17 protein-coding genes are annotated in these 21406 nt (G+C 48.9%); 4 read left to right on the top strand and 13 right to left on the bottom strand.

Features of this window, described 5'->3' with window-relative positions; all coding sequences use genetic code 11:
• Window positions 1-29: 29 nt before the first annotated feature.
• From OGW44_RS13135 to OGW44_RS13085, 11 genes are read right to left on the bottom strand one after another with little or no spacing between them, the layout of a single operon-like run.
• Window positions 30-1421, bottom strand: a complete 1392-nt coding sequence (locus tag OGW44_RS13135; RefSeq protein WP_185654490.1) for a DUF4832 domain-containing protein — start codon at window positions 1419-1421, stop codon at window positions 30-32.
• 31 nt (window positions 1422-1452) lie between these two features.
• The gene (locus OGW44_RS13130; RefSeq protein WP_016154111.1) at window positions 1453-1860 is read right to left on the bottom strand and encodes a hypothetical protein; all 408 of its coding nucleotides are present in this window, start codon (window positions 1858-1860) and stop codon (window positions 1453-1455) included.
• Window positions 1861-1862: 2 nt separating this feature from the next.
• Complete coding sequence (locus tag OGW44_RS13125) at window positions 1863-2975, bottom strand: glycosyltransferase family 4 protein (RefSeq protein WP_185654489.1); 1113 nt, start codon at window positions 2973-2975, stop codon at window positions 1863-1865.
• A gap of 1 nt (window position 2976) precedes the next feature.
• Complete coding sequence (locus OGW44_RS13120) at window positions 2977-4188, bottom strand: glycosyltransferase family 4 protein (RefSeq protein ID WP_049043335.1); 1212 nt, start codon at window positions 4186-4188, stop codon at window positions 2977-2979.
• A gap of 14 nt (window positions 4189-4202) precedes the next feature.
• Window positions 4203-5192 carry a glycosyltransferase family 2 protein gene (locus OGW44_RS13115; protein WP_016157269.1) on the bottom strand — a complete coding sequence of 330 codons (990 nt, stop codon included), beginning with the start codon at window positions 5190-5192 and terminating at the stop codon, window positions 4203-4205.
• A 4-nt stretch (window positions 5193-5196) separates the two neighbouring features.
• Window positions 5197-6567, bottom strand: a complete 1371-nt coding sequence (locus OGW44_RS13110; protein WP_185654488.1) for a capsular biosynthesis protein — start codon at window positions 6565-6567, stop codon at window positions 5197-5199.
• A complete protein-coding gene (locus OGW44_RS13105; protein WP_101701230.1) occupies window positions 6564-7775 on the bottom strand; it encodes a lipopolysaccharide biosynthesis protein in 1212 nt (403 codons plus the stop codon). The genes OGW44_RS13110 and OGW44_RS13105 overlap by 4 nt, the downstream gene beginning before the upstream one ends.
• Entirely contained in the window at window positions 7772-9901 is a 2130-nt protein-coding gene (locus OGW44_RS13100) for a GumC family protein (RefSeq protein WP_185654487.1), read from the bottom strand. The genes OGW44_RS13105 and OGW44_RS13100 overlap by 4 nt, the downstream gene beginning before the upstream one ends.
• 2 nt (window positions 9902-9903) lie before the next feature.
• Window positions 9904-10461 (bottom strand): polysaccharide biosynthesis/export family protein, encoded by a 558-nt coding sequence (locus tag OGW44_RS13095; RefSeq protein WP_016154118.1) that lies wholly within the window; start codon window positions 10459-10461, stop codon window positions 9904-9906.
• A 1-nt stretch (window position 10462) separates the two neighbouring features.
• Window positions 10463-11749, bottom strand: a complete 1287-nt coding sequence (locus OGW44_RS13090; protein ID WP_046274862.1) for an outer membrane beta-barrel protein — start codon at window positions 11747-11749, stop codon at window positions 10463-10465.
• Window positions 11739-13154, bottom strand: coding sequence for an undecaprenyl-phosphate glucose phosphotransferase (locus OGW44_RS13085; protein WP_016157275.1), 1416 nt, complete (start codon window positions 13152-13154; stop codon window positions 11739-11741). Before OGW44_RS13085 ends, OGW44_RS13090 begins: the two co-directional genes overlap by 11 nt.
• Before the next feature lie 1049 nt (window positions 13155-14203).
• Here OGW44_RS13085 and OGW44_RS13080 point away from each other — a divergent pair.
• From OGW44_RS13080 to OGW44_RS13065, 4 genes are read left to right on the top strand one after another with little or no spacing between them, the layout of a single operon-like run.
• Complete coding sequence (locus OGW44_RS13080) at window positions 14204-14776, top strand: fimbrial protein (protein WP_016157276.1); 573 nt, start codon at window positions 14204-14206, stop codon at window positions 14774-14776.
• A 54-nt stretch (window positions 14777-14830) separates the two neighbouring features.
• Window positions 14831-15502, top strand: coding sequence for a fimbrial biogenesis chaperone (locus OGW44_RS13075; protein WP_016157277.1), 672 nt, complete (start codon window positions 14831-14833; stop codon window positions 15500-15502).
• A 13-nt stretch (window positions 15503-15515) separates the two neighbouring features.
• Window positions 15516-18068, top strand: a complete 2553-nt coding sequence (locus tag OGW44_RS13070; protein ID WP_185654486.1) for a fimbria/pilus outer membrane usher protein — start codon at window positions 15516-15518, stop codon at window positions 18066-18068.
• 10 nt (window positions 18069-18078) lie between these two features.
• The gene (locus OGW44_RS13065; protein WP_185654485.1) at window positions 18079-19161 is read left to right on the top strand and encodes a fimbrial protein; all 1083 of its coding nucleotides are present in this window, start codon (window positions 18079-18081) and stop codon (window positions 19159-19161) included.
• Here OGW44_RS13065 and OGW44_RS13060 read toward each other — a convergent pair.
• Both OGW44_RS13060 and tctD read right to left on the bottom strand, forming a co-directional pair.
• Window positions 19154-20605 (bottom strand): sensor histidine kinase, encoded by a 1452-nt coding sequence (locus OGW44_RS13060; protein WP_016154125.1) that lies wholly within the window; start codon window positions 20603-20605, stop codon window positions 19154-19156. The genes OGW44_RS13065 and OGW44_RS13060 overlap by 8 nt on opposite strands.
• Window positions 20592-21266 carry a transcriptional regulator TctD gene (tctD, locus tag OGW44_RS13055; RefSeq protein ID WP_016157281.1) on the bottom strand — a complete coding sequence of 225 codons (675 nt, stop codon included), beginning with the start codon at window positions 21264-21266 and terminating at the stop codon, window positions 20592-20594. The genes OGW44_RS13060 and tctD overlap by 14 nt, the downstream gene beginning before the upstream one ends.
• Window positions 21267-21406 lie beyond the last annotated feature (140 nt).

Raw genomic sequence — 21406 nt, 5'->3', positions numbered from 1 at the left:
CTGAGCCTCAGGCTCGTTGCCGTGACGGGCTAGTGTGCCGTTATCGTTGATACGCGATACCAGCCGCTGCTCTGCTTTCCTTCGTTGGCAAAGTTAATTCTTGCCACCCCGGATTTATCCAGCATCGAAACCTCAATGGCGTATTGCCCTTTCGCCAGTCGGCCCGGCATGGGCAATGCGTAGCTAACCTGATAAACGCCCGGGAGCCAACGTCGTATATCATCCGCCGTATTCCCCTGCGCCACCACCTTATTGGCGCTATCCACCACACGAAATGCCAGCGTGTAGGGCAGATAAATCGGTGCGATACCTTCGTTATACCAGGTACTGTTCAACCTTAGCGTTTGACCGCCGTCCCACACGGACTCATGGCTCAAAGACGCTAAGCGAAACCGATAGCCCAGTTTGGTCAGCGCATCATCAACAATCGGTCGATAATCGCTAGGTATCGCTCTCGATTTCAGGTTGATCGTGCTGGCGTGCTGCTTGACCGCCCAGTCAAAAATGCCCTGCACTTCAGCACGCGTATAGTGGAAGGTATTCTTCCAGTCCTGCATATATGAACAGATTTCCAGACTGACCGGCGCACGTTTCCAGGCATCGTTAAACCCCGAATAGCTCTGCTGTGCTGCCAGTAATCGCTGCGGGTAATCATCGGCCATATGGCTCCAGGAGTCCGAAAATACGCGCAGGTCACCCCAGCAATCCGCCCGCCATCCAGCCCCTCGCGCCACCGCATTCGCCAGGCTTTGCCCACCGCTCATCAACATTATTTTCGGCGTCGAAGGGAAGGCAGAAAAGTGCATTGCGACGTAGCGGTCTAACTGCGCGGTGGTGTACTGCTCCAACAGTGGTTTCAGATCAGGGAAATTGCTGTTATGCCATTCACCCCAGGCCCCCACCATGCCGATATCCACAAAAGCGAGATTCGCATTACCGTCGTAGCGTTTTCCGAATGCGTTCAGCAGACGCTGGCTGTACTCAATAAACAGCGGGTCGCTTAAATCCGGAATAAATGTTTTATTATCGGGCGTCCAGCTGCCTTTCACGCCTTTTTTAATCAGCCAATCGGGAATTTTGGTGCCATCCCCCGGATCGGCAAGCACCATAAAGCGCAGCCCGACATTCATCGCGGGACGATGCGCTGCCGCGTATTTGAAGGCATCATCCACCAGCGCAAAATTATACTGACCTTCAACAGGCTCCAGCTCTCGCCAGTAAAATCGCTCGTATTCAAATCCGGTATTGGGATAATCCGCCAGACCCAGCGTTTCACCGTACCCCTGATGGAAACTTGCCACGCCAATCCCCGGATTGGTTAGCGGGCCCGTTAATGCTTTGGGGATTACGGTCGTTAATGCGGACATAACCGCCAACGGAAAGGACATCAACAACAGCGCAGAAACCCATTTACACTTCATCGCAGTGACGCCCTCCACAGGTTTGTTTACGCTAGCGGTTTTTCAGACTTAACCACCAGTCCCATATACCCACATGAAAATTTTGGAACACATCAATACCTAATGCTGATTTGATCATATACAGCGTCAGCAATACGCAGCAGGTAACGAACAACACGGCTATCAGCAGCAAAAAAGTGAGCAATATTCTCGACAGGGTCGATTCCTGACGATGCTGCCGACGCAAATCTCTGCCAAACAAAAAAACCAGATAATAGCGTTTACTGAAAAAGGGAAAGCTTCGGCGAATATCGATCTGATGCCGCGAAGTCAGAGTCGAGGCCAGGATCGCTTTTTCCACCCCTTCTTTTTGTTCAGGAGTCAACCCTTGCGCAATCGGCTCGTCAAGGTGAGCATAAAATCGTTCGATGACGGGAGGACGATTTTGAGGACTGGTCAAAATTAACCTATATCTTTATCAATTGAGTGATAGACGTTAATCGTCTTTTTGGCGATTTCATGCCAGTTATAGTTTTGCAAATATACACGATAGTCCACGCTATTGGTTGCCGCCCACTCGGTTAATTTCTCGGCCAGGCTGGTCACATCCCCCACCTTAAAATAGGCCTCGGACGGCAGTTGAACTTCGAGGTTAGCCGGAATATCACTGACGACGGCAGGAAGAGAAAATGACATCGCTTCCAGCAGCGCAATGGGCAATCCTTCATGGTATGAAGGCATCACAAACAGCTGTGCCTGCGAAAACACCGCCTGAAGCTCATCACCACGCAAGAACCCCGTCATCACAACGCCAGGGGTGTCCGCGGCAAGCTTTTTGAGGCGAATGCTGTATTCGGTCGGATGATCCGCATCGCCAATTAACACTAACGGCATAGTTAAACCGCTGCGCTGATAGGCGGCGATGGCATCATGCATCCCTTTTTCTTCCACAAATCGCCCAACCACCACGAGGTAGTTTTTCGGCTGCAGCCCAAAGCGGGAGAGCGTATTGTCGATGCTCAGCGCAGATAACGACCGCGGCTCGTTGACGCCATTGTGAATTAAATGCGCATCATAGCGAGCGTGTTTTTTCTGGATCAGTTGATTAATAACCTCAGAAATCACAATCACTTCGTTGGCATATCTCACTGCCCAACGCTCACCCAGCAGCAATATTTTTTTGGCAACGAATCCCCATTTTTGACGATCGTAATCAGGTCCATGGTGGGTGAACACCACCTTTTTCCCTAACATACGTAATAATGGGATCACAAGCCCAGGCCCGATAGCATGGACATGCACAATATCTGAATGGTCGATACTTGTCCTAAATGCCGCTAAAACGGAATGGACAATCGCTTCCAGCGAGCGCTTTTTGGGTGCCCACAGCGCGTAGGTTTCAACTTTCTTATATAACGATCGTTTGTAATTTACATACGGCGAGCGTGCAATCACGCAAATATCAACGTCCAACTGCTGCTTAATGGCAGGATATAGATTCTGACAGTGTGTCTCCACCCCGCCCAATACATCGGGAATACCACGCGTACCAAAAACCGTTATTTTTTTACTCATACTATGGCCTGCTCAGCAGTTCTTTATAGAGCGCCAGTAGAGTATCCATATGTTTACTCAGCGCATATTTTTCACTCAATCGCGCACGACCCTGTAAGCCCATGACCCGCGCCTTCTCTGGCGAGTCGGCCAGTGCATCCAGCGCATTTGCTAACTCTTGCACATTGCCAGGTTCGAATAAAATCCCTTCGATACCATCACGAATTTGTTCCGGGATGCCGCCGATACGCGATCCGATCACCGGCTTGCCTAAGGACATCGCCTCTAATATCGCCATAGAACAGTTTTCATAGCATTCTGAAGGAAGGATCACTGCCCGTGCATGCTTAATAAGGTTATCGAGAGCTTCCCCTTGTTGCACATAACCTAAAAACTCAACGTCCGGGTATTGGGCGACTAATTCATCGTGCAGTGGACCGTGCCCTACAATTTTCAGCGGCGCTTTGTTCTGCATTTTCTCATGCGCCGCCAATAACGTTGCCACGCCCTTTTCACGGCTCAGGCGACCGAAGTACAGCATATAGCCCGCATCACTTACCTCACCCAGAGGACGGCTGTCATCAACGCCATTGACGATGACATCAATGCGCGAATTCGGCAGCGTACGCAACAATACGCCGCGTAAAAAGACGCTCGGCGAAACGATCACATCCAGCGCCTGGTAATTTTGCGCAATATATTGCCAGGTCGCCTCTAAAGAGAGCAGGAGGCTTTTTGAAGCAGAGCCTTCCTGGCAACGATACCTGAAGGCATTGAAAACCGTCCCGGTAATACAGGAATCACACACTTTACCGTCACGCAGCATGGAATAGGCAGGACAGACGATTTTATAGTCATGCGCGGTCAACACCGTTTTGCAGCCAAAATTGCGGGCCACTTTAATCAACGCCGGCGTTAACTGATGGTAAATGTTATGGAAGTGGACGATATCCGGACGCTCTTTTTGTAGTAGCGCCAGCATCTTTTTGCAGGCCTGCGAATTATGAATAAAGTTAACCGCCGTTTTGAGCCCGCCCAGCAGATTGCTCTCCTGGTGGTAGTCCACATTGCCGACGAAATAATCCGCATAGTCCGAAGGGAAATTGTTCTCATGCTGCATCGAGAAATCAATAACCTGTACTCCGGCCTGTTTCAGCATCTCGCGCTCTTGAAAATAAACGGTTTCCGCGCCGCCTTTAATGAAAAAAAACTTATTCACTAATAAAACTTTCATTGCGCCAGCCTTAGTTATTCATGAATGATTTTACTGTCAGGCGGAGTCAACGGATCGCGTACTGGTTTAGTCAACCCTTTAACAAGTCCCGCAGAAAGCACGGCCAGGTTCATTACGCTCTGCAATCCATTCAATAACGATCGATTCTGCACGGTTTTCAAGATAATAAAGGCAAGCAAGGGTAGAAATGCAATATCGAAAAGTTCGAGATTGAAGGTCACCGCCGCAATAAACAAGGCAATCAGATACACAGAAAAAATCGCCTCGTTCTTAACCATTTTTAACGCTTTGCCGAAATAAGGTTTTCCCCACGCACAACGTAAAAGCTCGCCCGGTGCCTGATAGTATCCACTTTTCCAGCGGTGCTTCAGCATCTGAAAGGTCGGCATGGTATGCGAAGTATGAATAAAATACGGAATATTCAGACGGCGTAGTTTATAACCCGCATCGAGCAAACGCAGGCCAAGTTCAGCTTCTTCATAAGCGTGCAAATTACGGTTGGTGAGATAACCAATTTTCTCAATCGCAGAGCGGCGATATAACCCACCACCGCCTAAATGGTCGCTATCTCCAAGCGGATAGATTTTACTAATACGCTGCTTACGCGATTTAAATTCATAGTTAACGGCATCGTCCATTTCAACGGTTCCCGCGACACCTGCATATTCCGGCTCAGCCTGCAAAAAAGCGACAGCCTGATCCACAAAGCCCGCTTCCAGCTCCATGTCGCCGTCCATCAGCAACAGATATTCCCCTTCACTATACAGATAACCTAACTGATGCCCGACGCCGCAGCAGCGATCGCCTGGGTCAGTTAAAGAGACCACGGTCACCCCTTTATCGATCGCAAGCTGTTGGGTGTTATCCGTTGACAGGCTATCTGCCACTATAATTTTATGTGGATAATCAACAAGCTGTCTGCGGATACTGTCTATCGTTTTCTCAATACATTCAGATTCATTGAGTGTTTTAATACTCACTGAAATAAACGGTTTTTGGTCCATACAATTACCCTACACAGCGAAGGACGGTTCGACGAATCACTAAACTTGATCCTAGTGATAAATAGAACAGGAATTGTAACATCGGTGTAATCATCAGTATCTGGCTGTAAGGTAAGCTAATTAAGCAACTGATAGCAAAAGCGTTAAACGCCGGTGCAAAGCTCAGCAACTGAAGATCCTGCTGGTCCAGTTGTTCAAGCGTCAGTAATGGCTTTGGCTGACAAACTTTCAGGATATAAATGAATAAGCTAATAAAAAGTAACGTGCCGATCACCCCGACTTCCCACAGCAGCATACTCAGGGAAGTCGAGTCGAGAATTAAGTTATAAATGATATTCAAAAAGCCCGGCGACACCGTACTCCCGCTGTTTGTGGCGTTGAGCCCATAACCAAATAACGTTCCTGAAAGCCCCCACAGATCGTTATTTTTCAACCAGAACAGGAACGTCGTAAAGCGCCCTAACTCCCCGGTAGACATGATGTAGTTCGGGTCAAAAATATAGCTTAAGGAGTCGATGAAAATGCTTAACGAGCTTTTCGACGGATCGCCGCCAAACGCGGAAGAATAATAGTACGCGAGGATCACTATCGACAAGCTAATAAGCAGCAGCATGCCCGCCACAATAACCAACAGCGTTTTCAGATTAACCTTACTGACGTCTTTGACGTAGCTCGGTGAGATCCACACCCACGCGAGGAACAGAGGTGACAGCAGAATGACGAACTTCACTTCACCAATAATACATAGCCCGATCCCAAGAACAATGTGCAACGCCATGGACTTGAACGTGGTCAACCCGTGCTTATACTCAGAGACTTTTAACAACATAATCAACAGGCAAAACAGGCCCATCGCAGCAGTGTTACCGCCCCCCATGGGGTCACCGCCAAACGTGCCAACCACGGAGTCCCATTTCTCATCTTCGCCACGCACCGCAACGCGTTGGGGAACGACCAGTAAAACCTGATAAATCATTACCGGGATTTGCGCGTAAAACACCCAGTACAGATAGCGCGTTGCACGGTAAATCTGCGACTCCCGGCAAAATCCCAGCAGCAAACAGATCATCACCAGTGACAATGCGATTTCATTTTTAAATGCCACAATCGCGACGGTGATCCCGCCCTGAATCAGCGTCGATGTTCCGGCCAGTATCAGGAACGAAAAATACAACGCCAGGACAATCGTCTCCTGCGCATCCAGCTGCAGCGAGCCATCACGCGTCTGCATCACCAATAATCCCACCATCAACAGGGTCAGGAAAAAGGGGATCCACAGCACCGACTGCATGCCGGTAAAGTATTGCACCAGGCCACACAGGATCAGCGTGATAAAGCTAAAAACCTGTAAATAGTATCCGGTATTCAGCATCATAGTATCACCGGCTTATCTTTCAGAAGATTGGCTCGCTTATTCATTTTCAGATAAATGAAGGCGTAGCGAATAAATGTCAGTGAAGAAAACAGGATAACCGACGTGGCATAATCTTTATGAAAATAGGGAATGACGACAAATGCGAATAACACAATCGCCAGCTGTTCCAGTTGGATACGCAGAAAATAGCGGTGGGAACCAAAAATAAGCTCAATCACCGTCAGAGGGCTTATCGCCAGCGCCGGGAACAAATAGGGTAACATGTAGCGCGACGTCTCAATGGAGTTAATCCAGTCTTCGCTAAAGCCCAGACGCATCACTATTGGATAGAAAATAAACACCCCGAGAGTACAGATAACCCCCAGAACCAACAGTAGCATCCGCACCCTGGTATATTCCTGATAATTAAAGGTGTTATTTCTGAAGTCGATAGACCACTTGGAAAAAATAGTATTGCGCACTGCGTTGCCAATGATCACCACCGGCGCCAGGCAAAAGCGGCTAACCACGGAAAAATAACCTGCCGTCAGCGCCGAGAACCAAAAGTTAATCAACATAATCGGCAAATTACTGCTGGCCATCGCCAGCACTTCCGCACTACCGACTTTGGTAATGTGATGGATATTTTGTTTGAAAAAATGCCAGTTACTGGCAGGTCGCAAATGTCTGGCCGCCACGGAACGAATATCAAACGAATGCAAAATACAGCTTATGGTCAGCACCATCGTCGCGCAGGCCCATGACCAATAAAACAGTTGCACCTGATGCGTAACCAGAACCGAAAGTAATACCACCACAGAGACAGAGATGCGCTGGAAAATCAGAAAACGAAAATTGGCCGTGCGCAGCGACAGGTTTTCCGAGATTAAAACCCACGCCGTCGCCAGCGTCAGCAAATAGAGGAACAGGATGTTCTGGTGAAACAGCCACGCTGTCAGTACGGCGTACGGTAAGGCAATGATCGTGCTTTGGATCAGGCAAAATACGACGTTCTGTACCAGTTCGTCGTCGTGCTGTTTTGGAATTAAAAGCTGCGATGCAAAGGTACACACCTGCGCGCCCACCACGGCGATGCTGTAATTGAGCGCATAAAGCCCCACCTCAGCCATATCGTACTTGTGTGAAATCAACCAGATAGACAGCGCACCAATCAACTGCGAGATGACTGATGAACCGGCTATCGTGGAAGCGCTCTTCAGTAGACTCATACCCGACCTGGCGTCGTCATCAGTTGATCGGTACTGAAGTTAAGTGAACGCAGACCCTCCTGGGTTTCAAGATCTTTTTCTTCAACCGCATTGAGTACCGCGCCAATCACCACGCCGTTATTTTCCTCAATCTTATCCAGCGCGCTGGCGATGTGTACCGCCGACCCCACCCCGGCTTTCACAATGAAAACAACCCCATCGACGGCACGTTTGATCAGTTGAACATCCTGACTCTGATTCACAGCAGCAACATCAATAATGATGCGCTGATAATGCGATTTCAGTTCGCGCATTAAGGGTTCAACGTGCTCCGACGACAACATCAGTAAAGAAGAGATGGTGCTCTTGCCGTGCGCAATAAAGTCGAGATTATCACTGAGCGTGATCCGCGCCTGTTCCAGCTGAGTCTCTCCGCGCAGCAGCTCAGCCAGGCCTGCGGATGTGGCTGATGCCAGTTCAGAAGAAAGCCCGCCCGTATTAAAGAAATCTGCATCAATAAGCAGCGTTTTCTGGTCAAAACTAAAGGAGTTCGCTAACAGATTCGCCAACAAAGAACGCCCATCACCGTGTTCCGTCGATGCCACGGCGAGCGTCTGTAATGGACGATTATCCAGCATAATCCGGGTACGGATACCGTGCACAATATCGGCATTCAGCGGGTTCTTCAGGATCATGTCCCGCACTTGCGCACGCCCTGAGGTTCCACTAAAACGACGGATTTCGCCCAGCGGGGTAACGTTGAGGCGCTTTTTCATGCGACTCAGGCTAGCGATTGAGTTATCCATCGCCGCTTTGACAATGAAATACATGATGCTGAACACAACCACCAGCATGACCACCATCACCAACAGCAGTGATTTATTCGGCTTCGCCGGTTTTAATGCAGGAACTGCGGGATCGTATAACACCGCATCGGCATTCACGCCGGACAGCGACAACTCCTGAGTACGCTGATAGAGCGATTTATACAGGTCTTCCATTTTATCTAACGACAGTTTTTGGCCGTTCCAGGCATCCCGTTTTGACGCCATTTTCTGGAAGATCTCTTTCTGCTGTTCCACCTGTTGCTGATAGTTCTTTTCATCCGCCAGCGCCGCCAGATATTGCTGACGTAAGCCGACTTTCAGCTCACCCAACACCCGTCCGGTTTGGCTTTGGATCGACTGAACATCGGCCTCTGCTTTTAAAATGGCGGGGTTTTTTGGCCCATAAACTTTGCGCAGTTCAGACAACGTACGCTGCGCCTGAATCAGCGCAATGCGCAGATCCTGAATCTGAGCGTGGTTAGAGACCGAAGGCAGCGAGATAACGCTCTCGGCGGACTTCCCAGCTCCATTCACTTCGTTATAAACGGATTCAGCGGCAACACGACGTTGGGTGGCGTCGGCCAGACGATTGGTCACGATACTTAACTGCTCGGTTTCAAAACCATCGATACCGCGAAAGGTCAACAGCCCGGCATTTTTCAGATAGCTTTCCATCTCTTCTTTTTGCTTCGCTATCGACTTCTGAACCTCTTCCATTTTTTCATAATTCAGTTCGCGGGCTTTCTCTACTTTCTGACGCTTTTGCTCCAGCGTATAGTTGATGAAAGCCTGCGCGACGCCGTTGGCGATATCAGCCGCAACCTGGGGCGAAGTCGATTCATAGGTAATAGAGGCGAGGTTCGTTGTCCGAATACCGATGACATTCAGGTTTTTCGACAACGTTTTCAGCGCCAGCTCCATTCTCAGTTGCCGACTTTCACTGCTATCAGCGCCCTGAGCATCGGCTTTTTCCCCGGTAAATGCCGGGTTTTCATCCAGCCTCATATCGCGAACGGCTTGCTCGAGCACAATTCGTGAATGCATCAACGCATATTGCGTTTCGTAGTAACCACTGCGCGTTGAATCGAAACCATCAACCTGTGGGAACGGAGAAACGTTATCGGCCTGCGCCTTAATCAGCACCGTCGCCGTTGATACATACTTTGAGGACATCATGCTGATTAACGGATAAGCCACGACCCCAGCAACGATACCGGCCAGCGCGATTTTCCAGGCGTTCTTTTTCAGCGCTTTGGCAAAGCGGGAGAATTCAACAGTGCTTTCTCGTTTTTTGCCGTTTTCCACTATTGATAGTTTCATCGTCAGAAGAACCCCATGCCAATAATCACGACATCCCCAGGATGAACAGAGTGCGTTAAATCAACATTCTCAAGCAGCTGATTGCTACCTGACAGGCGAATGTTGATATCTTGACGGTCAGCACGATCTGTAAATCCCCCCGCCTGCGCAATAGATTTCTCGACGGTAAGTCCTGGCTCATAAGCGAATCCATTCGGACTTTTCACCTCGCCAGAAACATAGTATTTACGGAACTCGGCAATACTCACCGTCACCATCGGTGTTGTAAAATAATCTCCAGTCAGGCGTTGAGTTAATTCGTTAGTCACCTGCTCAACAGTTTTATCTTTTAATATAAGAGCACCAACAAACGGGAAATTAATCTCCCCACTCTTATCCAAAATAAACCGCATCGTCATATCGGGTTGACCATGAACAGCGATATTGACAGTATCCCCTGCCCCAAGTCGGTAATCCTGCTGAACAGTAGCAGGATCGTCCATTAATCTCGGGCTGGACGTTGTGCATCCGACCATCAGGATACTGAATAGCAAAACCGCGCACAGTTCTATTATTTTCATTTTAGATCTGAACCTTAGCTTTAAGCATAATCATAGAATTATCATAACCCAACGTTCTGATGACTTCCTGATTGTCGTTGGGACCGATATAAAACGAATCAGTATCCTTATTCGAATTCAACGTATCTATTTGATATTTAATCTCAAAATTGACCGACGGTGTGTAGTCATAGCTCATGGTTACGCTAAATACCCCATCTTTATCATGCCGATCTTTATTCTGTTTTTTATAGTCTTCTGAAGTGTATGAGTAATCCAGCAAGGTAGAAAAACGGTTGCCTAACCAGAAGTGCTGGTAAGAAAGACCATACTGGGTGACTAAAATATATCCCCCAACTTCCGATGGGTCTTTAATGCTTTGCGCTGAGTGCACCGTGAAAACAGACTGTTGTAACGGCTTCCACTCCCCTTTTATATCCCAGTTTAGACCATTAAAATCATGCGAGTTTGCGTTGTTTTCAAATGTCTTGTACAACCATGAAATATTCATGTCGACATTGGTTTTTCCCGTCAACTGTGACTTCAGGCCATACAGTAAATAATACTCATTAGTGTCTTTTTCTGAGTTGTTATCATAGTGACGCTGGTTAGTAATAAAGCTATAGCGAAAACGCGTTCTGGATGTGTATTGGTCAAAAATTTCTGCCACCAGGCTATTTTCGTGCCATTCCTGTTCCTGAATGTAATTGTAGAAATCTTCACTACTCTCCTGGGCGTCAGACGTATTGCCGAACGTCAGTTTTTTGTATAACAACGCCAGTTCCGCTTTCCCGCGCCCATCCGGCGCGCCATAGCTATAGCGCAATTCACTGTTGATAAAATTCGTCGTCAGCGGAGATTTAATCCCATACTGCTCGAATTGACCCGGTAGAAACCCCTCAGTGATCCCTCGACCGCGGGATTCGTGCCCAAGCGTATCCTCCAGATTGAGTGTTAAGCCGTGCTTGAGCCCATAGCGCCAGGCACCGTTAAAACGGAAAAAATGATCGTTATAGTTATCAGCGGAATCGCTTGAGTAGTTACGATAATCACCGGAGTACATCAGTAAATACTTATCCTGACCGCGCTCTCCGATCATACTCAAAACGGGCGCTGCGCTCTGAAACGAGGAACCGATAGCATCTCTGCTATGTGGCTGATAAGACACGTTATCATTATAACCATAGTCCACAGCGACCTTGCCCTGGAAGTCGATCCCCGCAAAGCCAATGTGTGATTTCGGTGTTAAATCAGCCCATACAGGCTGCGATATCACGATTCCGGTAATCACGAGTAATTTAGTATGCATTCTTACCGATAAATCCTTTAAAAATAGTTTTAATAATAATTTTTATATCCAACCATAAAGACCAGTTTTGAATGTACTCAATATCGTACTGAACCCTTTTTTCCATCTTATAAAGCGCATCGATTTCCCCGCGGAAACCGTTGATCTGCGCAAGCCCGGTGATCCCAGGCTTAACTTTATGGCGGATCATGTAATTTTCGACCTGTTTACGGTACTGCTCATTATGCGTAACCGCATGAGGTCTGGGACCGACAATCGACATACTTCCCTGCAATACATTGATAAATTGCGGTAGTTCATCCAGTGAGGTGCGGCGTAAGAAACTACCGAATTTGGTTACCCGCGGATCGTTTTTAGTGGCCTGAATAACCGTATCGGCGTTCTCCATAACGCGCATCGAGCGAAACTTCCAGACCTTAATTTTTTGCCCGCTAAGACCATACCGGTCTTGTTTGAAAAAGACTGGCCCGCGGGAAGTGAGTTTGATTCCAATGGCAATGGCCAACATCAGCGAAGAAATCATCACCATAATGATGCTGCCAAGCACCAAATCTTCCGCCCGCTTGATAAACGAACCCGCCCCTTCAAACGGCGAACTAAAAATGCCAATAGTTTGCAGGTTGTGAATGGAGCGCAGCTTGGACATGTTGTTACTGTAGGTGTGGAAGTCAGGAACAATATACGTATCTACGGTGGTGTCTGACATCATCGCCAAAAAATGACGAATGCGTTGTAAAGCTACCATCGGTAAAGCGATGTAGATTTCGTCTATATTTCCTTGCCGGGCTTCCTCAACCAGATTGATCACCGGCCCACGAAAGGGGCTTTTAACCTTATCGACGATATCGCCACAGCGGGATAAGGCGCGCTCATCATAAAAAGCCAGATCTAATGTGATATTAGCGTATTCATCCATTAACGCGTTTTCTGCCGCCAGGCCATTGTCGGTCAGACCAATAATCGCCACGCGCATACTCTTTTTCGTTGAATATTTAAAAATGAAATAGCGAATGTAATAAAGAAAAGGTAATGGGATGAAGTACCAGTAAATAATCGCTGAATAAAAGGGGGAAGGCAGTTTGTCTAAGTAGCCGAGAGACTCGGGTTCAGCCACCGTCATGCTGACCAGTTCGTTCAGAAAAATCGCCAGTAGCGTACAAAAAACCAACCGTTTTTGATTACGTAAACCGATCGTCTTAATCTTTTGTTGATACATTTTAATGTATTCAGCAAACAGTAAGAAAAAGACTGAGAAGAGAATACTCAGAATGGCAATGGTGTTAAATGGCGCCAGACCTAACAGATGGGCGCTAAAAATTAACGTCGCATTGATTACAATGAAATCGACCAGCTTTAAAAAGACTGGATATCCCTGGCTGCTAATCTTTAGCGATTTTTTAAGCATATCTCAGCCCATTATTTATTGATCTTTAATTGTTTTTTTCTCATTTATGTTGCTAATTATATCACAAGTCTTAAAAACGCAATGGCACACTGTCAGTAAATGTAAAAAACAATGTAATACAATGTGATGGGTTTCGCACCATACAAATGCAACCCAATGATTTAGATGATTATTTATTGGTAATATTTTTTAATTTCATCCTTAAAAAACATGATTAATTGCAACATAAACGTCATTGACAGATCACAATTCATAAGCTACCAGCGGGTAGAATCACATGATGAGCGCCTGACAACGGGTTAACCTTACAAAAAGCAATACTTTGCCCAAACCTCGTTGCGCTACGGTCAGTGATGAGAGTCCTGGAGAGCGACAAGAAGAAATCAATAAGTCTATTTATAATACCCACCATAAAAATAACTTAGTAACACATTTACAAAGCAATGATTAGCAACCTTATTATAAATAAGGTACTTTACGAGGAGTATGCGATTGCTTTCATTTTCACGCTCAAAATTCAAAAAAAAACGAATAGTAAAAAAAATTTAGTTTAAATAATTGTAGCAACTCCGATGAGTAGAAGTGGCAAGCATGGCTTAAATTAAAACTATAGCCAATCATTGAGAAAATGCGTGTTACATATTACTAATGTCAACATTCTGCATGAACACACCTTTAACATCAGAATTTTCAGCGCTTACCAATACATCGATTTAAAATAAAGAGAAGAGAATAAATGACAGCATTAAAATTTTGTTAAAAGCAGCGTAAATCGCCCCAACGAATTATTGATAACAATGTATACACTTTTGTTAAGATATATATAAAAACACCTTCCAAAGCCATTCAATCATGCCAAAAAATTTTGTTTACTTATTTTTCGCAAATAAATAATATCCGCGCCGGATTACTTGTTGAGCAATTTACGCACGTTAATCATTTCTTTCAAATGAAGTCCTACATCATTTTTTGACGTTGATGAACTCCAGCTGAATCTGTGCCTCTGACAAGTACTTTTCTGGGTAAATAATAAATTTAACGGAGTTATGATGATGAAAACTGCACTTACCAGCAGTGTACTGGTCGCTTTGTTTGCCGCTAATGCTGGCGCAGCAGCGAATTACGTTACCACTGCCGCAACAGGTTCTAAAGCCACCGCGACGGTCCATTTCACCGGTGAAATTGTTGCCAGTACCTGCGTGGTGAGCACAGCAAACCAGCCAGGTAAAACAGTGGCATTGCCACAAGTTACCAACCAGCTATTTAGCGGCGCGGGCTCTAGCACCGGTGATACTCCGTTTACGTTGCAATTTAGCGGCTGTAGTGGGTCAACTGGAGGAAGCGGCTATGTGGTGGTCTTTACTGGTAAAACCCCTGGCAGTAACACAGCACTTCTGGAAGCGAAACGTGGCTCGGCTTCTGCCACCGATGTTGGCATCGAAGTGGATCAAGCGGGTCATGCCCTCGATTTCGCTTCCGGTAGTAATGAGGTGAGCTTAAAAGCAGATCAAAATGGCGATGCACAAATCGATCTGGTCGCCAAATATCAGCAAATTGGCGCAACGCTGCCTGCGGCTGGCACGATCACTGCGGATATGAATTACACCGTCATTTATAAATAACGGACGTTGATTGCTATGGATGGCACTCTTCCCTGAACCTGGAAAGTGCACCTGATGAATAAAATATTCTTTTACCTGTTGCTGTGTGTGGTTAGCACCGCTCACAGCGCAATTAATTTGGGTCAAACACGCGTTATTTATAATGAGAACGATAAAGCGGCGATGTTTGACGTCAATAATAATACAGACAAGCCATATATGGTACAGACGTGGCTGGATAATGGTAATCCGGATGAGACGCCAGCCAATCTGCCAATGTTAATTACGCCTCCGATCCTGAAACTTGACGGCCATAAATCAGCCGTGTTGCGAGCTATTTATCAGGGCAACGGCTTTCCTGAGGATGTTGAATCTGTAGTGTGGATTAATGTGCAGGAAATCCCCACCATCGAGAATGAAGAAAATACCTTACAGCTGGCGCAGCGTATTCGCATCAAACTATTTTATCGCCCTGTTGGGCTGAATATGACGCTACCTGAAGCCGTTGAGAAATTACAGTGGCAGTGCCACGGTCATACTCTGCGGGCAGTCAATGCGACGCCATTACATATCTCCCTGACGCAATTACATATTAACGGCCAAAACATCGATGCCGACATGGTTAATCCGCATGGCGAACGCACGTTTGCGTTGTCACAGCAAAAAGTCAGCCATATCGGTTTTAGCTGGGTAGATGATTACGGCGGCACTAACGCGGTTAATAACGTCCCGGTATCTTGCAATTAAGTTGGGGTTGCACATGATGAAAAAAAATAAGCACCCGCAACGGTACACCCTCTTTACGCTGTCAACGCTGGCCGTGTGCATACCTGCATACGCCAGCAGCACGCCGCAGTTTAATACCCGTTTTGTACATGGTACGCAAAATATTACCTCCGTAGTGCAAATAGCCCGTAATGACGGACTTAGCGAAGGCACGTTTGAATACGATATATATCTTGACCATAGCTTCGTCGAAACGCGCAATGTTGACTTTAAAAGACGTAAACCACAAGGCAAGCCGCAACCTTGCCTGAGCGCGGACGATCTGCGCAAATACGGGATTAAAATCCCCGAAGGTAACGCCGATACCTGCGTGGAGCTCACGGCGCTGATCGCAAACAGTCGCCTGACGGCAGATGCAAACTACCAGCGCATTGATATTTCAGTACCAGAAGCTTTTCTGCTTTCGACTGCGCATGACGCCGTGCCTGAATCTGCCTATGACGATGGGATTAATGCCGCTTTTGTCGGCTACAACGCCAATACGACGCACCTGATTGAACAGGGCCAGGATCATGACTCTGTTTTTGCCAGTTTTGCCAACGGTATAAACCTGGCGGGATGGCATTTTCGTAACCAGTCTACTTTCAGCTATGCCAGCGGTTCAGGCCGTCAATGGCAGGCGGTTTCCACGTGGGTGGAACGTAATATTATTGCGCTGCGTAGCCGCTTGCGCTTCGGGCAAACCTATACGGACGACGATGTATTTGACAGCATCCAGTTTACCGGGGCACAGCTCACCAGCGATGAAAACATGTTGCCTGATAGCCAACGCGATTTTGCGCCAGTCGTTCGCGGCGTCGCCAATAGCAATGCCACAATCGAAATCCGTCAAAATGGCTATCTGATTTACAGTAAAAACGTCGCGCCAGGCGCGTTTGACATTGACGATATCAACCCCAGCAACCAAAGCGGCGACCTGAACGTCAGCGTTATTGAAGCCGATGGCAGTCGGCGTAATTTCACTGTGCCTTATTCAGCGGTCCCGAACATGCTGCGTGCAGGTAACAACCGCTTTCAGTTTACGGCAGGGGAATACCGCGACGGTTACAGCGGCGGCTGGCGGCCCCGCTTTGTTCAAGGCACATTGAGTTATGGTCTCAGCTTTGGCTCCACGTTGTACGGTGGTTTCCTGACCGCAGAAAGCTATAATGCGATTGCCACCGGGATCGCTCAGGATCTGCACCAGTTCGGCGCGATCTCTTTCGATATCACTACCGCCAGAGCGCAGCTCGCCAGTGGAGATGCGTCCACAGGACAAAGTTATCGTTTCTTATACTCCAAATCGCTGAACCAGTACGGTACGGATTTCCGTCTGGTAGGCTACCGCTACAATACCTCCGGTTATTACAGCTTTAGCGACACCATTAACGAGCATAACAGTTGGTCCTCGGGCTATTACGACATCGCCTATGACGACCCGAATCAACAGCTGCGTTTTCCTGGCGAAGAGCACAACAAAAAGCATTACTACACCACTAACTACAATAATCGCCGCCAACGTTTTGAGGTCTCTGTTAACCAGCGTTTGTGGGATAACGCCTCTCTTTACGTCAGCGCCAGCCAGCAAAACTACTGGCACAACGGGAGTCACGACCGCACGATACAGCTGGGTTACAACGATACACTGGAGAAAATCAACTGGAGCGTTTATGTACAGGATACCCGTAACCAGTACGACTACCAGGACCGCAGTATCAACCTGACGCTTTCCATTCCATTCGATTTCATGGATAGCCGCGGCTTTGTCTCCACCAACATCATGCATAGCCAGCAGAATGGCGACAGCTACTCCACCAGCTACAGCAATACAGCATTTGACGATCGTCTGAGCTGGGGCGTTCAGGGCAGTACCACCGATCGACAGGATTCCTCTGCCGGGGTTAACGCCGCCTGGCAAGGTGACAAGATGAATGTTCAGGGGGGCTACAGCGCAGGACGCAACTACCAGAATATGAATATGGGCATCAGCGGCGGGGCAATGCTGCACGCAGGCGGCGTGACGCTCATGCACTCTCCTGGCGATACCATGGTGTTGGTCGAAGCCAAAAATGCCGACGGTGTCCATATCCAGCAACAAAATGGCGTGGCAATTGACGGTAACGGCTATGCGGTCCTTACCGCCGCAGACGCATGGCATTACAACGTGGTGAGTCTGAATACCGCTGATATTGGTGCCGGGCTGGATATTCCGCAGGCACAGAAAAAAATTGTTCCAACAGAGAAAGCCATCGGCAAAGTGGTGTTTGAAACCTTCAGCGGCCGCAACTATCTGGTCAATGCCGTCATGCCCGGCAATATTGCCCCCCCGGTCGGCGCGAACGTACGAGATACCAAAGGTCGTAGCCACGGTCTGGTCGGTATGCATGGCGCACTGTATGCCAGCGGCGTGGAGGACAATTCTCGCCTGGAAGTGCGCTGGGGCTCCCACGCAAATGAACACTGCTTTATTCAAATGCCGGATAACCATAACCAGCCGGTGAAGAGAATCGGATATACACAAATTACCGCCCAGTGCGTCGGCTCGTAAGGTGCAATCAATGAATCCGTTAAAAATAGTTAAACTCGTGGTGCTGCTTTGTTTGCCGATATTCAGTAGTGCAAGCTATGCGGTTACCTGTACAGCAAACAGCGTCTCCGTACACGTTGATCCCATTAAAATCAGCAACAGTACCACCGCTGGGGACACCGTTTGGGTGTCCAATCCACAAACCGTTAGCGTCACTTGCCGCGACACAGACTATATGCCCCACGGCGAAGCCGCCAGAATCTACATCGACCCTGATCATGAGTTTGCGCATTTTCTGCAGGGAACCAATATGAAACTGGTGGTGAGCATTGATGGTCGCCCCTACGATCAAAGCGCCCAGGCCGTCACCACCCAATATCAGGCAACGTTGCCCCGAGCAGGTTCAGACAACTACTGCAGGAGTAATAACCACAGCCATACCAGTGACTGCCAGGCGCGCCCACAAACATTTTCTTTCACCTTTAACCTCAGTCTGGTCGCTACCGGAAAACTCCCGGATCCTTTGCCTGCGCTGGCCGGTCGCACCATCAACAAAGTTTTTGTCGTCGACGGTATTGGCAGCATTAACGCCTGCGGTTCGCATTGCTCCACCAGCAATCCGGCAAAAAACTTTGGCCCCGCGCTTAATGGCCTGAATAACATCAGTTATATCAACTGCGAACCGATCGTCTCTATCAGCTCTGACAAAGGAACGGATACCATCGAGTTTGGCAGGATCAGCATTACCGAAGCAAAAGTGGGAAAAGATAACAGCCACAGTAAACAGTTTGCCGTTATTGCCGCAGAAGCCGCCGGGAAGCATGAATGTCGCGGCATCAACTACGCGGTAACCTTTACCGGCACCACAAGCAACAGCGGCGCAGTTTTTACCGGTCAGGGGACGCCAGATATCGGCGTTACGCTCCAGGATGCTGCACACCCCGGCTCCGGGGACATTATCAGCGGCAACCGTATCGATTTTGCCAGCAGCGCGTTTACCAACCAGAGCGACAGCCGACGCAAAGAGTTCATGGCAACCCTGTTCTGGCTGAAGAATCCTCCCCAACCCGGCACATTTAGTATCCCTGTCAATGCAACGGTGACCTTTAAATAACAGGCGCAGGACGATGCTGATCGTCCTGCGCGTCTCGCACCAGGCATAAAAACCGCAGTCGTACGCTTAACCCGCCTAATGTTTCACTCCGTGATAGCTGAGGGTGCGTGCGGTGCAGACGAGCAATGTCGTTGACCAGCGCCAGGCCTATCCCGGCGCCAGGGACATTACCGACGTTATCAAGGCGATGAAACGGTAGCAGCGCCTGGTGCACCATCTGCTCATCGATACCCGGCCCGCTATCTTCAACCACCAGCACCACCGCCTCTCCTTTTCGCAGCAGACGGGCGGTTACCACACCATGCGGCGGCGTGTATTTTAGTGCGTTATCCAGCAGATTCCCGCACAGTTCGCCAAGCAGGACTTCATCGCCCTCAATCCACACCGCATCCTGTTCCCCTTCATAGCCCAGATCGATCCCTTTACTGCGCGCCTGCGCCAGTCGCGTGAAACAACTGCTTTGCACCACCTCATACAAATTAACCGGCGAGAAGTGCCTTTCTCCTTGCTCTTTGCGCTTCACAGCCGACAGCTGTAACAGCCTTTCCGTCAGTTGAATGGTGTTGTCCAGCGTGGAGCTCATGGCTTGCAGACTCTCATACCATTGCTGCGGCTGCTGGCTGGCGAGGGCCACCGACGCCTGAGTTTTTAGCACCGCCAGCGGCGTTTTAAGCTGATGGGAAGCATCCGCGCTGAAGCGTTCCTGGCGAGAGATCAGGCCGCGAAGTCTGTCCAGATAACGGTTGAATGCCACAATCAACAGACGGGTTTCCGACCACGGCAGCAGCTCCGGCAGCGGCGTCAGCAGCCCAGGCTCGCGACGCACCATCAGCGATGACAGCTGGCGCATCGGGCGTAACACCCGACGCAGCAGCCAGCCGACCAGCACCAGCGTGAGCAGCACCAGCAGCCCTTGCGAAACCCACGAGGAAAACAGCAGCTGTCGCGCCAGGTAACGTCGCGATTGCAGCGTTTCGGCGACATAAATCTCGGCCATGCCGATAATGCCGCCCTCGTTGACGGGCTGCAGCAGACGCGCCACGCGAATTGCCTCCCCGCGATATTCAGTGTGATAAAACCACGCCAGCGCCGGATAAAGCCGCGTACGCGATGTCGCAGGCGGCATCGCAGGTAAATCGTCATAACCTGAGATAACCTTCCCCGCCGGATCGACCACCTTGTAATACAACCTGTCGTTCATATTCAGCTCAAAGCTGTCCAGCACCACCCACGGCACATTCACTTCCAGCTGTTTGTTGTGCACCACCAGTCGCTCGGAGACGGTTCTGGCAGACGAGAGCAGCGTCCGGTCATACGCCTGCGTCGCCGCCTGTAGCGCGCTGACATAGCTGTTAAATGCCGACAGCCCCCACAACAACATGAGCGGCAAACCCAAAAACATCAGCAGTTGCAGGTACAACGATTGGGGTTTAACCCACTTCATCGCTACGCTCCAGCACATAGCCCAGCCCGCGTAGCGTGGCGATGCGCACATCGCTTCCCTGTAGCTTTTTACGCAGACGATGGATGTACAATTCAATGCTTTCGGGGCTGACCTCATCGTTTAGACTGAAGACCTGTTCAAACAACTGCTGACGCGAAACCGGTCGCAATCGACGGTACATCAGCACCGTCAGCAATGCCTGTTCGCGCGGCGTGAGCGCCAGCGGCTGCCCCTGCAACAGAAAATAGCCCTCATCGTGAAACGCCAGTTCACCCAGTTGCTGTATGCCCTGCACCTGCCCCGCGCTGCGGCGTAGCAAAGCCCTCAGCCGCGCATCCAGCTCCTCGATTTCAAACGGTTTTGCCAGATAATCATCGGCCCCGACGTTCAATCCTTTCACCCGATCGGCCACCGCGCTGCGCGCCGTCAGCAGCAGAACAGGAAGCGTCTGCCCGCGTTTGCGCAGGCGCTGAACGACGTCAAGACCATCCAGTCCCGGCATATTGATATCCAGCACCGCCAGCGCGTACGTTTCGCTATGTAAAAGATGGTCGGCCGCCAGCCCATCAAAAACGCAGTCGACGGCAAAACCGTTTTGCACCAGCGCTTTCTCCAGCCAGTGAGCTAACTCACGGTTATCTTCCGCTAATAAGAGACGCATATCACATCCTGTAAAGTTTCTGCCGCATTGAAAGGGAATTGAAAGGTTAATGTTTTAACAATCATGCAACCGAACTGCTACACATCGGCTCACATAATCACAAAAATCTTCTTCCGTACCCGAAAATCCGGTTTTCCGGC

Source organism: Citrobacter sp. Cb023, assembly GCF_030336805.1.
Lineage (GTDB): Bacteria > Pseudomonadota > Gammaproteobacteria > Enterobacterales > Enterobacteriaceae > Citrobacter > Citrobacter braakii.
The sequence above is the reverse complement of the archived record's forward strand: the minus strand, read 5'-3'. Positions and strand labels throughout refer to the sequence as shown.